Raw genomic sequence first — 12,935 nt, forward strand, 5'->3', positions numbered from 1 at the left:
GATATCCGCATCTCGGATCCCAGCCGCTGAACGGCGTCGGCACGGAAACGCTGCGCAGCTGGAAGAAGCGACTTGAGAAGGACCTCGGCCCGACCTCGATCCGCCTCGTCTGGGCGACGCTGTCCAGCGTCCTACAGGCCGCCGTCGAGGACCGCCGACTCGCACGCAATCCGTGCCGCTCAAGCACCGTCGGTCCGCCGGCCGCGGCACCCGGCAGAGTTGAGGCGTGGGCTCCCGAGCGTGTGCTGGCCGTATGTGCGGCAATGCCGGACCGGTACCGAGTCCTCGTCGAGGTCGGAGCGGGCCTGGGCCTCCGGCAAGGAGAGGCGCTGGGACTGAGTGCCGATGACTTCGACTTTGCCAAGGAAGTCGTCCATGTCCGGCGCCAGGTGAAGGTGGTGCGGACGAAGTTGTGCTTCGCGCTTCCCAAGGGCCGCAAGGTGCGAGACGTGCCTCTGCCCAAGAGTGTGGTCCTGGCCGTCCAGCGGCACATGGAGGTCTTCGCGCCAGTGCCGGTCACGCTGCCCTGGGACGATCCTCGTCCCCCTGAGACGCCTGTGGAAGCCAAGCACCGGCGGGCCGAGGACGTACAGCCCCTTGGTGACGGGACGCGAGCGGAAGGCGGTCAACCGGAACTTCTTCAACCCCTATGTCTGGAAGTCGGCCCTGGCCGGAGCAGGCGTCATCGCTCCACTACAGGAGAGCAGTCGGAGCGGATCCAGAGTGTGGGAGCCGTCCCGTGAGCACGCCCTACTATCGGCTACGTGCCCGGAACCAGGCACCCGCGTGATCAAACTTCCGAACGGTGAGCTCCGTTGCCGTCGGTCCGACCTGGATGCCTGGTGACAGGCGTGCGAAAGGGATACGCCTGAATGGCGATGAGTTACAAGGTCCGCTTCTGGGACATCCGCGAGCGGCCTCAGCGTCGCAAGCCGTTCGAGGTCCGTTGGACGGTCAACGGCCGTGAGCGGTCGGAGTCCTTCATTACCAAGGGGCTGGCCGAGAGCCGGCGCGCGAAGCTCATGACGGCTGCCCGTGAAGGTGAGGCGTTCGACGAGCAGACCGGTCTGCCGGCTTCCGAAATCCGCGCCATCAGGCAGCGCACCACCTGGTACGACCTGGCCCATGCCTACATTAACGAGCGATGGGACCGAACGCCGGGCAACACCCGCCGTACTCTCGCTGATGCACTCGCCACCGTCACGCCCGCGCTGGTGCGGCCCGAAGCGCGCTACTCGGAGCCTAGGGTTCTCAGGCGCTCACGAACACCGTCCGCGGGTTCTTCCGCTCGGTCGTCCCGGGCATGTCCAGCCCGGAGAAGAAGCAGTACTTCGTGCCGGGTTCGTCGGGGTGCATGAATAAGCCGTCACGGATTCTTCGGCCTGGACCAACAGCGGTGCCTGATCTCCCTCCTAGGGTCGCACTGGAGGCCAGCAGGTGCTCCAGTGCGTCCTCGACGAGGAGACGAAAGCATGCAGACACTTTTGCGTGGCGGCCGTGTCATTGATCCGGGAACAGGGTTCGACGGCATCGCCGACGTCCTCGTGTCCGACGGCGTGGTCAGCGCCGTCGCCGCAGGGCTCGACGTGCCACCGGGATGCGCGGTCGTCGACGTCACGGGTTTGGTCGTCGGTCCGGGGTTCGTCGACCTGCACAGCCATGTGCACTCCATCGCGGGGCAGCGGCTGCAGGCCATGGACGGCGTGACGACGGCCCTCGACCTGGAAGCGGGCCTCATGCCCATCGGACGTGCGTACGCCGAGGCCGCCGCGGACGGACGCCCGCTGCACTACGGCTTCTCCGCCTCGTGGGGTGGTGCCCGGGCCCAGGTGCTCGCCGGCATCCAGCCCGACGCACAGATCGGGAGCGGTCTCGCGGTGCTGGGAAACCGCGCATGGCAGCGCTCCTCCACCGATCGTGAACTCGCCGAGTGGCTGGCCCTGATCGAGGGTGAGCTGAGCGCCGGAGCGCTCGGCATCGGAGTCCTCCTCGGGTACGCGCCCCACAGTGAGCCTGCCGAGTTCCTTGCTGTCGCCCGGCTTGCCGCGAAGGCCGGCGTGCCGACGTACACCCACGTCCGCGAGCTGGTCGAGGTGGATCCCGGAACTCCCGCAGACGGCTCCGAGGAGATCGTCATCGCCGCGGCCGAGACCGGAGCAGCGATGCACCATTGCCACGTCAACAGCACTTCGGGCCACCACATCGACCGGGTACTCGGTGCGTTGGACGGTTCACGGCGGTCGGGATCTCGGGTGACGGTCGAGGCCTACCCGTACGGGGCCGGCAGCACGGCAATCGGAGCGGCCTTCCTCGACGCCGAACGCCTGCGTATGAAGGGCCTGTCCCCGTCGAGTGTCGTGATGCTCGAATCGGGGGAGCGCATCGCCGACGAGGGGCGCCTGCGGCAGTTGCGGAACAGCGACCCCGGGGCGCCCTGCATTCTGGAGTTCCTCGACGAGGGCAACCCGCGCGAGCTCGCGATGCTGCACCAGGCGCTGGCCTTCCCGGACGCGATTGTCGCCAGTGACGCGATGCCCGTCTTCTGGCCCGACGGCAGCAACGACAGCACCGAGTGGCCACTGCCGCCCGGGGGAACGACGCACCCGCGCACCGCGGGAACGTTCACCAAGACGCTGCGCGTGATGGTGCGGGAGAGCGGTGCCTGGGACTGGCCGGAGGCGTTCCGGCGGTGTGCCCACCTGCCGGCGCGGGTCCTCGACGAGGTGGCGCCGGGCGCTCGGGCGAAGGGACACCTCGGGGTCGGCGCGGACGCCGACATCGTAGTAATCGACCCCGTAGCGATCACCGATTGCGCGACCTACTTCGCGCCCACGCGGCCGTCTGTGGGCGTGCGGCACTTGTTTGTCGGTGGTGTCCCAGTGGTCAGCGCGGGGGAGCTGCAGGTCGACGCGCTTCCCGGACAGCCGCTGCGAGGTGAGCCGCGATGACGGCGACGCGCGCGGAGGTGGCGGTGGAGGTTCTCGTCGCGGACATCGAGACCCTGGTGCGGTGCGAGTCGCCGTCGTCCGATCACGAAGCCGTCGCCCGCAGCGCAGACGTCGTGGCGGCACTGGGGCGCAGGCTGCTGGACACGGAACCGGATCGCGTGGTGATCGACGGGTGCACGCACCTGAGGTGGCGGTTCGGCGAGGCGCCGCGTGTGCTGCTGCTCGGACACCACGACACGGTGTGGCCCACCGGATCGCTGGAGACACACCCGTATTCCGTCCGGGACGGAGTGCTGCGCGGGCCGGGCTGCTTCGACATGAAGGCAGGTGTCGTGATGGCGCTGCACGCCGCTGCTGCCGCCGGGAACCGGTCGGGTCTTTCGATCCTGGTCACCGGTGACGAGGAGATCGGCTCGCCGTCGTCGCGGCGGCTGATCGAGGAAGAGGCTCGCGGCTGCGACGCGGTGTTCGTGTTGGAGGCGTCGGCAGGCGGCGGAGCGTTGAAGTGCCGCCGCAAAGGCGCCTCCCTGTACCGGATCGAAGTGGACGGCCGGGCCGCGCACGCCGGGCTCGAACCGGAGAAGGGGGTGAACGCCGGGGTGGAGGCGGCGCACCAGATCCTCGCAGTCGCGGCACTGGCCGACGCCGAGCGGGGCACGACCGTCGTGCCGACGGCCCTCTCCGCCGGCACCACGACCAACACGGTTCCCGCAGGCGCCAGCGTGGCGGTCGACGTACGTGTGTGGGACGAGACGGAGCAGCGGCGGGTCGACCGGGCCGTGCGGGACCTCCGCCCCGTACTCGAGGGCTCGCGGATCCGCATCTCGGGTGGCATCAACCGACCGCCGCTGCAGGCGGTCGCGTCGTCGAGGCTGTTCGACCTCGCTGCAACGATCGCTGCCGAACTCGGCCTCGGAGCTCTTACCGCCGCCGCTGTCGGCGGCGCCTCGGACGGGAACTTCACCGCCGGCCTCGGGATCCCCACCCTCGACGGCCTCGGCGGCGTGGGCGGCGGTGCGCACGCGGACGACGAACACGTCGTCGTAGCCGAACTGCCACGGCGCACCGCCCTGCTCACCGCCCTGATCGACGCCGTGCTGGCGAAGTGAACTCTGTGCGCTACGACGAACGCGGCGGACAACCCTGGTGCGGCACCACGGTGACCCGCCCGGTAAGCCCGGAAAGGAAAGTCCCGTGAGAGATCTTGCGACATATGAGTCAGGTCTGGTTTCCCCGGCCGTGAGCGCAGCCGCGCTGGCCGCCGCGACCGCTGCTGCCGCCGCCTCACGTGTGGAAATCCGGGACCTGACCGAGGTGTCCGACCTGACCGATGTCTGCCAGCTCTTCGCATCGATCTGGCAGCCGGGCACCGGTGCCCAACCGGCGACGACAGAGCTGTTGCGGGCGATGGCCGCGGTGGGGAACTATGTCGCGGGCGCGTAAGAAGGGGAGGAACTGCTGGGAGCCTGCCTCGGCTTCTTCGGCAGCCCGGCCAAGGCGAGCCTGCACAGCCACATCGCCGGCGTGGCGCCGCAAGGGCTCGGGAGGGGGATCGGATTCGCCCTCAAACTGCACCAGCGCGCCTGGGCGTTGCGCCAGGACGTCTCGCTGGTCACCTGGACGTTCGATCCCCTGGTGCGGCGGAACGCGTATTTCAACCTGGCCAAACTCGGCGCCGGCCCGGCGCGCTACCTGCCCGACTTCTACGGGCCGATGCGCGACGGCATCAACGGCGCCGGCGACACCGACCGGCTGATGGTCCGTTGGGAGCTTTCCGCCCCGGCGGCGTCCACCGCTTCGCTTGGTGAGGCTGCCCGAGTCGAAGTAGCCGCGCTGCGAGAGCGCGGTGCGGCCCCTGCCCTGTCGGTCGCACCTGACGGGGGACCGCTGACCGCAGTGGCCGACGGGCCGGTCGTGCTGGTCGCCGTGCCGCCCGACATCGAGACACTCCGGCGCACGGACCCGGATCAGGGCCAAGCGTGGCGCGTCGCGCTGCGGGAGGTGTTGGGAGGCCTGATGGCGGAGGAAGCCAGGGTCATCGGATTCGATCGTGCCGGCTGGTACGTGGTCTCAAGGGAGAAGTCGTCATGAAGCCCAATGGTGTGGAACTTCTGCGTGTCCAGATGCCTTTGGCGGCACCGTTCCGGACGTCGTTCGGTACGCAGGACGTACGGGAACTGCTGCTCATACGAGTCGTGACAACGAACGGCGAGGGTTGGGGCGAGTGCGTCACGATGGAAGAGCCGCTCTACTCCTCGGAGTACGTCGACGGGGCCGAGCACGTGCTGCGGAACTTTCTGGTCCCGGCCCTGATGGAGGGCGAGGTCACCGCGAGCCGAGTCGCGCCCCGCCTGGGCAGGTTCAAGGGTCACCGGATGGCGAAGGCCGCACTCGAAATGGCCGTGCTCGACGCTGAACTCCGATCACACGACCTGTCCTTCGCCACCGCGCTCGGGTCCACCCGGGACTCCGTGCCCTGCGGGGTCTCGGTCGGCATCATGGACTCCGTCCCACAGCTCCTGGACGCCGTAGGCGGCTATCTCGACGCCGGCTACGTGCGGATCAAGCTGAAGATCGAACCCGGTTGGGACGTCGAGCCGGTGCGAGCGGTGAGGGAGCGCTTCGGCGACGATGTGCTGCTGCAGGTCGACGCCAACACGGCGTACACGCTGTCCGACGTGTCCCAGCTCGCCCGACTGGATCCCTTCGAGCTCCTCCTCATCGAGCAGCCCCTGGACGAGGAGGACCTCCTGGGCCACGCCGAGCTGGCCCGTCGTATCCGCACGCCGATCCGCCTCGACGAGTCGATCGTGTCCGCCCGTTCCGCTGCCGACGCGATCACGCTGGGTGCCTGTCGCATCGTGAACATCAAGCCCGGCCGGGTCGGTGGTTACCTTGAGGCACGGCGGGTGCACGATGTCTGCGCCGCCCACGGGATCCCCGTGTGGTGCGGTGGCATGATCGAGACCGGGCTTGGGCGGGCGGCCAACGTCGCGCTCGCCTCGCTGCCCGGGTTCACCCTGCCCGGCGACACCTCGGCGTCGGACCGGTTCTACCGGACCGACATCACGGAACCGTTCGTCCTGAAGGACGGACACCTGAGCGTGCCCCAGGGGCCGGGCCTCGGCGTCACCCTGATTCCCGACCTGCTGGCGGAGGTCACGACCTCGACGGTGTGGCTCGGTTCGTAGCACGCGACGAACTCGCCGTGAAATCCCGTCGGATCGGACCAACAGGTTCCGGTGCGGCCGGAGTTACCTTTGGGCGGTGCTGACACCGACGTCTGGCAAGCCACACACAAGCCTGGCGCGCGTTCTCGAGGACCTGGGGGACGTGTTGCTGGAGTCGATAGCCGGCGGCGGGGGCACGCGCCGGCAGTTGAGCGGCGTAGTCATCCACGACCCGCTCGACGAGGCGCAGTTCCCCGCCCAGGCCGTCGTCCTGGGGGTGGGCGTCCACGAACCGGACGACGTGGTCCGTCTCCTGTACGAACTCGGCCGCAAGGGCGCTGCGGCGCTCGTCGTCCGGTCACCCTTCACCGCGACCGTGAAAATCCGGCGGGCCGCTGACGAGTCCGGCGTCGCACTGCTCGGACTCACCCGAGGCGCCTCGTGGGCGCAGGTCGCCGCCATGCTCCGCACCCTGCTCGTCGAGGGAGACATCGGCGACATCTCGCCGCAGACGCTGGGCGGCATGCCGTCGGGCGACCTGTTCGCGTTGGCCAACGCCGTGGCCGCGCTGTTGGACGCGCCGGTCACCATCGAGGACCGCAGCTCACGGGTGCTTGCCTTCTCCGGCCGCCAGGACGAGGCCGACCAGTCCCGAGTGGAGACGATCCTGGGCCGTCAGGTACCGGAACGGTTCACGCTTGGCCTGGCGCGCAACGGCGTCTTCGAGCGTCTCCATCGCGGCCATACACCTGTGTACGTCGATCCGCTCCACGACGAGACGATGACCGTTCCCCGGGTGGCGCTGGCGGTGCGGGCCGGCGACGAGATCCTCGGCTCGATCTGGGCGGCGGTGCCCGGGCCCTTGTCCGAAGAGCGGACGCAGGCGCTGATCGACGCCGGCAAGCTCGTCGCGCTCCACATGTTGCGTCTGCGTGCGGGCGCCGATGTCGAACGCCGCCTGCGCGCCGACCTGGTGAGCACCGCCCTCGAAGGCGGCGCGGGGGCACCGGAGGCGATTGCGCGGCTCGGGCTGGTGGCGCAGCCCGCGGTCGTGCTGGCACTGGGTCTGTTCGGTGGTGGGGACGCCGATCCGTCGACGGAGGACGGTCTGCGCCGGGTCGCGGATCGCCAGCGGGTCGCGGACGCGCTGGCCATGCACCTGAGTGCGGTCCAGGCGCGCTCGGCCGTGGCGCTGGTGGGCGACGTGGCCTACGGCATCGTGCCGATGCCGGGAGGCCGGGCGGACTGCCAGGAGCGGTCGATCCGCGTCGCGTCGACCTTCCTGGAGCGCACCGGGCAGCGCGTGGACGCGGCGATCGGCATCGGCCCGCCCGCACTCGACGGCTCCGGACTCAGCCGCTCGCGCGACGGCGCGGACCGGGCGCTGCGGGTACTGCTCGCCAACGAGGGCGCCCGGCGGGTGGCCACGGCGGAGGACGTCCACGTCGACGCGCTCATGCTGGACCTCGCCGATCTGGCCGCCGCGCGCGGGGACGTGGCGACCGGGCCCGTCGCCCGCCTGCTCGACTACGACGCCCGGCACCAGTCGCAACTCGTCCACACGCTGTCGTGCTGGCTGGACGCCTTCGGCGACGTGGCCGCCGCGTCCGCCGCGGCGTACGTGCACCCCAACACCTTCCGGTACCGACTGCGACGGGTCGCAGAGGTCGGTGAGATCAACCTCGACGACCCTGGCGAGCGGTTCGCGGCGATGCTGCAACTGCGGCTCCACACGCCCGGCACCATGAGCAGAAGCCGGACGCCGCAACGAGTCAACATTCGTCCGCACCGCCCGAACACCACCTGAAGGTTTGTGGAACTCCACGAATCCGCTGCGTCACCTGATGTCCAGGATGGGCCATCACCCCCGACGCAGCGGTACGGAGGCAACCATGACCGCGGTGGTCACCGAGGACACCTGGACACCTGAGCGGGTCAACCGGACAGCAACGATCACGATGGTGGTCATGCTGTGCGCCTGGTCGATCGACTACATCGACCGGTTCTCCATCAGCATGGCTCTGCCGTCGATCGGAGAGGAGTTCCATCTCGGCAAGACCGCGCAGGGCTCGCTGGTCACCGTCTTCGCGCTGGTCTACATGATCTGCCAGATACCGGCTGGCTACCTGGCCGATCGGTATGGCTCCCGCAAACCAATGCTGATCACGCTCGTGCTGTGGTCGCTGTTCACCGCTTTGACCGGAATGGCCGGCACCTTCGGTCTGCTCCTGCTGTTCCGTGGCCTGTTCGGTGCTTGTCAGGGCGCCTTCCCGGCGGCGTCGTTCAAAGCCATCGCGGAACGGACGACACCGCAGAGACGGGGAACCGCCACCAGCGTGATGTTGTCCGCCAGTGGGATCGCCGGCCTTGCACCCCTGCTCGTCGCCCCACTGCTGACAGCCATCGGCTGGAGGCACACCTTCCTCTGGATGGCGGGTTGTGGCGCGGCCATCGGCATCGGGCTGTGGGCGCTCCTGCCCAAGGCGTTGCCGGACCGGCTCAGCCGGCTCCCGCAAACGGCGGTGACGACGCCCGAAGTCTCGCGTGCGCAAGTGCTGAAGTCCCCGGCCGTGTGGAAGTTCGCGGTGCTGTTCTGCGCGATGAACATGCTCAGCTACGGCCTGGTCACCTGGGTGCCCAGCTATCTGCTCGAGGCCAGACACCTGTCGCTGAACGCGACCGGCGTGCTGTCGGCGATCCCGAGTCTGGTGGGCTTCGCGACGACCATCTTCGGCGGCTGGCTGTTCGACCGGTACTTCCATGACAAGGCCAGGTGGTACCTGGTGTCCATCGCGACGGTGACCTCGGTCCTGCTCGCCCTGATGGTGTCGGCGGGCAGCGCGGCGACATTCACGGTCTACGAGACATTGGCCGTCGGAGTGTTCGGGATGGCGACGATGTGCGTCTTCGGCCTTCCGCTGCGGGTGCTTCCCACGGCGGTGGCCGGACTCGGTTCCGGAATGACGAACTTCGGCGGCCAGGTCGCCGGAGTAATCGCGCCTCTGGCGATGGGCTGGCTGGCGGACGCGTTCTCCTACACCGCGGCGTTCGGCTTCCTGATCGGCACCACGCTGCTCACCGCGGTGCTCGCGTTCTGGGTCCCGCAGCGCGCCGAACAGTTCAACTTCCCGCCGACCGGCACCAAGTAGCCGGCCGGCGCACCAGCAAACAGATCCGGTCCGGACAGACAGTCCGCACCGGACAGACAGAAGGGATCACCCCATGGTCACCGAATCGGAACTGGTCGCGACAATCACCGCCCGAGCGGCGGAAGTCGGCGTCCGCGTCTGGCTGCACGCGGCCGATCTGGACGGCCCGCGACAGATGGGCATCGACGCCGAGGAACCGGTGGTCACCGCGTCCGTGTTCAAGGTTCCCGTGGCAGTGGAACTTGCCCGGCAAGCGGCCGACGGCGAAGTCGACCTCGCCGAGCGGATCACGGTGGCACCGGGACATCCGACCGCCAGCCCGTACGGCCTCGCGACGTTCCGCCACGACGTCACGATGTCCTGGTACGACCTGGCCGTCCTGATGATCGGCATCAGCGACAACGTCGCCACAGACCTGATCCTCGGGAAGGTGGGAAAGGCCGCGATCGCCAAGACGCTGCGGCGGCTCGACCTCCCGCACACGGCCGTCCCCCACGACTGCGGGGAGCTGTTGCGCACGATCGGCGAGGACCTCGGGATCGACTACCAGGACGACGAACGCATCCTGGCCGCGTTGCCGGCCGAACAACTCGCCAGGCTACGTGCGTTGACACCCGAAGAGACCTGCCGGACCACCGCCGCGGAAAGCACCCGGCTGCTGGGCCTGATCTGGCGAGACGAAGCAGCGCCCGCGACGGCGTGCGCCGACGTCCGGCGCTGGCTGGAACTGCAGCTGTGGCCGCACCGGCTGCGCTCCGGCTTCGCGGACGACGACGTCAGGATCAGCGGCAAGACTGGAACGCTGCCCTCGCTGCGCAACGAGATCGGGGTGGTGGAGTACCCGGACGGCGGCCGGTACGCAGTCGGCGTCTTCACCAGGGCCGCCGACGCCCGATCGAGAGTTCCCGAGCGTGACGCCTTCATCGGGTTCGCCGCCGCCCGGGCGGTGGACTGGCTTCGGCGGTAACCCATACCGGCGGCCGGGTGTTTCGTCGGCCGCGATGAAGGAATCGCCAGTTCTCGTCGTTTCTCACGAATCGGCCACGAGCGCGTAGGTCGTACCCTCCCGGAATCACCCGTTCTCCCTCGCAGAGACAAGAGGTGCACATGTCCGAACTCAATGAACTCTGTAGCTGGTTGGAAAGTCGCCTTCCCGAGTTGCTGGCCGAGTACAAGGTGCCGGCCGCATCGATCGCCGTATACGCACACGGCGAGGTCATCGACCGCGCGGCCGGGGTACTGAACAAGGACACCGGCGTCGAGGCCACTGCGGACTCCGTCTTCCAGATCGGTTCGATCACCAAGGTCTGGACGACCACGCTGGCGATGCAGCTCGTCGACGAGGGCGCGCTCGACATCGACGCCCCGGTCCGGGCGTACCTGCCCGAATTCGCCGTCGGTGACGAGACAGCATCCGCGAAGATCACCGTCCGCCAGCTGATGTGCCACACCTCCGGTTTCGAGGGCGACATCTTCCTCGACACCGGACGCGGCGACGACGCGGTGCACAAGCTCGTCTCCCTCCTCGCCGGCCTGCCCCAGTTGTTCGCGCCGGGCGAGATGTTCTCGTACAACAACGCCGCCTTCTGTGTGCTCGGACGCATCGTCGAGGTGCTGCGCGGCAAGTCCTACGACGACAGCCTGCGCGACCACCTGTTCACGCCACTGGGGCTGACCCACGCCGCCCCCAGCCCATACGAGGCTGTCAGGTTCCGTGCCGCGTCGGGGCACCTCTCGCCGGAGCAGGATGCCGAGCCGCAGCCCGCGCAGGCCTGGGCACTGCCCCGGTCGAACGCGCCCGCAGGATCGATGCTGGCGATGCGAGCGCGGGACCTGCTGACGTTCGCGCGGATGCATCTCGACGGGGGCAGGGGGCCCGATGGGACGGCGGTGCTCACGCCGGAGAGCGCGCTCGCCATGCGGCACCGCGAGGTGGACCTGATGGATCTCGGTCTGATGGGCGACGCCTGGGGACTCGGCTGGTCGCTCTTCGACTGGCCGGGCGGCGCGGTGGTCGGCCACGACGGCGGCACGCTCGGCCAGTCCGCCTTCCTGCGAGTGGTTCCCGACCGCGACATCGCGGTGGCACTGCTGACCAACGGCGGCAACTCGCACCCGCTGTACGTCGAACTCGTCGGCCGAGTGCTGCGCGAGCTGGCCGGAGTGGAAATGCCGGCGCTCCCGGTGCCGGACGCCAACGCCCCACGCGTCGAGACGGCGAGGTTCGTGGGCGAGTACTCGTCGTCCGTCAGTGACACCGTGGTCAGCGAGGACGCCGACGGCCGGCTGTGGGTACAGCGGAACCCGAAGGGGGTGTTTGTCGAGCTCGACGGCGGCCCGTCGGAAAGGATCGAACTGGTCGTGTACGACGGCGACAAGCTGATCCCGGCCGAGCCGCAGCACGGCATGCACACGGTGCACGCGTTCGTCGGTGACGACGGGAACGGGCGGGCGCAGTTCCTGCACACCGGCCGGGCCGATCGGCGGGTGAGCCGGTGAACGCCATCGCTCGAAGAGATCGAAGCCGCCCGCACGCCCGCTGGCGGCCGGAAGCGTGACCAGCTTGCCGCCTGGGGCGTTCCGTGGCCCCCGCCGAAGGCCTGGAAGGACAAGCTGACTGAGCGGTTTCACCCTGGACATCGCGGGCGGCGGGGTTGGGGTACTTCCCCGAGCACCCCGCCCCCGTCCCACGCCAGCCCCGAGTTTTGGCACCACTTGGGGGCTGGCTGTCCCATCGGGCTGTATCTTGGCTGCCCTCTGTCCCTGTGTCTCATACACTGAGCCGATGGAGACAGCACTGATACTCGGCGGCAGCGGGGTCGCGCTGCTCTTCTTGAGCATCTTCGCCGTGGTGCTGCTGTGCGGGCGCCGAGTGCGGCGCGGCCGGAAACTCGGCCGCTACCCATACCGTGCCAAGCCCAACGGCACCTACGACAACTGGTGGTAGATGGGTTTTCGACCAAGCGAACTGTCTCCACCAGAGGCTTCGCATGCTTGTTTACCCGTCCGGCGTCGACGTGTCCGGCTCCGCCCTGCGCTTCCTCGCCGCCCGCCTGAAGGAACACCGCCGCGCTCTCGGCACCCGATGGCGGCGCCTGAGCGCCGGCCGACAGGCCCTGCTCACCCTCGCCCGTGATCAGACAGCCTCCCGGGTCCTTGCCCGGCATCAACGCCTTAGCGATCGCACCGGCCAGCAAGCCGATCAAGATCCACGCAATGACACCCATACGCACGCACCTTTCACCCAAGCGCCGTTGCCCACCGTCCCTCGTGTCCCACTTCGGCCACAACGAACGGTTGGCCCCTACCAGCCGGACAACATCCAGCATCCGTCGGCGGCTGCCCCGCGCCACTTCAACGCGCGGGACGACGTTGATCTGGCTGAGTGCGGCCACTGAGCTTGGCGTTTAACCTCGGTGCCTCTGTGTCTTGTCAAGTCCCATGGTTAGGGAGTGACTTGGCTTTTCGCTCATCGGCGATCACGACGCGCCACACGTGGTCGGCCAGGCGGCGTTTCAGGCACCGCTTCGCTTCCTTCGGCGTCTTACCCTCGGAGAGTTTGCGCTGGTAGTAGGCGTGTCCGGGTGATTTCGGCATCCGTATCTGCACGACCGCGATGGTGTGGAGGACGGAGTTGAGCTGGCGGTCGCCGGAGCGGGAGAGCCGGT

11 protein-coding genes and 2 pseudogenes are annotated in these 12,935 nt (G+C 68.8%); 11 read left to right on the forward strand and 2 right to left on the reverse strand.

Features of this window, described 5'->3' with window-relative positions; translation table 11 throughout:
- Positions 1-1,472 precede the first annotated feature (1,472 nt).
- The 11 genes and pseudogenes from IEZ15_RS36185 to IEZ15_RS36230 all read left to right on the forward strand — a co-directional run.
- A complete protein-coding gene (locus IEZ15_RS36185) occupies positions 1,473-2,948 on the forward strand; it encodes an amidohydrolase family protein (RefSeq protein ID WP_189281115.1) in 1,476 nt (491 codons plus the stop codon).
- Positions 2,945-4,057, forward strand: a complete 1,113-nt coding sequence (locus tag IEZ15_RS36190) for a M20 family metallopeptidase (RefSeq protein WP_189281116.1) — start codon at positions 2,945-2,947, stop codon at positions 4,055-4,057. Before IEZ15_RS36185 ends, IEZ15_RS36190 begins: the two co-directional genes overlap by 4 nt.
- 85 nt (positions 4,058-4,142) lie before the next feature.
- Positions 4,143-4,391 (forward strand): hypothetical protein, encoded by a 249-nt coding sequence (locus tag IEZ15_RS45590; protein WP_229846347.1) that lies wholly within the window; start codon positions 4,143-4,145, stop codon positions 4,389-4,391.
- A gap of 81 nt (positions 4,392-4,472) precedes the next feature.
- A complete protein-coding gene (locus tag IEZ15_RS36195; protein ID WP_229846348.1) occupies positions 4,473-5,039 on the forward strand; it encodes a hypothetical protein in 567 nt (188 codons plus the stop codon).
- Complete coding sequence (menC, locus tag IEZ15_RS36200) at positions 5,036-6,139, forward strand: o-succinylbenzoate synthase (RefSeq protein WP_189281117.1); 1,104 nt, start codon at positions 5,036-5,038, stop codon at positions 6,137-6,139. Before IEZ15_RS36195 ends, menC begins: the two co-directional genes overlap by 4 nt.
- 142 nt (positions 6,140-6,281) lie before the next feature.
- Positions 6,282-7,925: a PucR family transcriptional regulator gene (locus IEZ15_RS36205; protein WP_229846349.1), complete on the forward strand. Its 1,644-nt coding sequence runs from the start codon at positions 6,282-6,284 to the stop codon at positions 7,923-7,925.
- An 85-nt stretch (positions 7,926-8,010) separates the two neighbouring features.
- Positions 8,011-9,267 carry an MFS transporter gene (locus IEZ15_RS36210; protein WP_189281119.1) on the forward strand — a complete coding sequence of 419 codons (1,257 nt, stop codon included), beginning with the start codon at positions 8,011-8,013 and terminating at the stop codon, positions 9,265-9,267.
- A gap of 73 nt (positions 9,268-9,340) precedes the next feature.
- Positions 9,341-10,234 carry a serine hydrolase gene (locus IEZ15_RS36215; protein ID WP_189281120.1) on the forward strand — a complete coding sequence of 298 codons (894 nt, stop codon included), beginning with the start codon at positions 9,341-9,343 and terminating at the stop codon, positions 10,232-10,234.
- Between the two features lie 140 nt (positions 10,235-10,374).
- Positions 10,375-11,766, forward strand: a complete 1,392-nt coding sequence (locus IEZ15_RS36220) for a serine hydrolase domain-containing protein (RefSeq protein ID WP_189281121.1) — start codon at positions 10,375-10,377, stop codon at positions 11,764-11,766.
- A 286-nt stretch (positions 11,767-12,052) separates the two neighbouring features.
- Complete coding sequence (locus IEZ15_RS36225) at positions 12,053-12,214, forward strand: hypothetical protein (protein ID WP_189281122.1); 162 nt, start codon at positions 12,053-12,055, stop codon at positions 12,212-12,214.
- Positions 12,215-12,257: 43 nt separating this feature from the next.
- A pseudogene (locus tag IEZ15_RS36230) lies at positions 12,258-12,398 on the forward strand (IS5/IS1182 family transposase); the annotation flags it as partial.
- On the opposite strand, the pseudogene IEZ15_RS45595 reads toward IEZ15_RS36230, so the two are convergent.
- Together IEZ15_RS45595 and IEZ15_RS36235 are read right to left on the reverse strand one after the other, a co-directional pair.
- Positions 12,399-12,494 (reverse strand): annotated as a pseudogene (locus IEZ15_RS45595) (GlsB/YeaQ/YmgE family stress response membrane protein); the annotation flags it as partial.
- Positions 12,495-12,699: 205 nt separating this feature from the next.
- A partial coding sequence (locus IEZ15_RS36235) for a transposase (protein WP_506355105.1) occupies positions 12,700-12,935 on the reverse strand: 236 nt, incomplete at its 5' end.

The organism is Streptomyces atratus (assembly GCF_014648655.1).
Taxonomy (GTDB): domain Bacteria; phylum Actinomycetota; class Actinomycetes; order Streptomycetales; family Streptomycetaceae; genus Streptomyces; species Streptomyces atratus.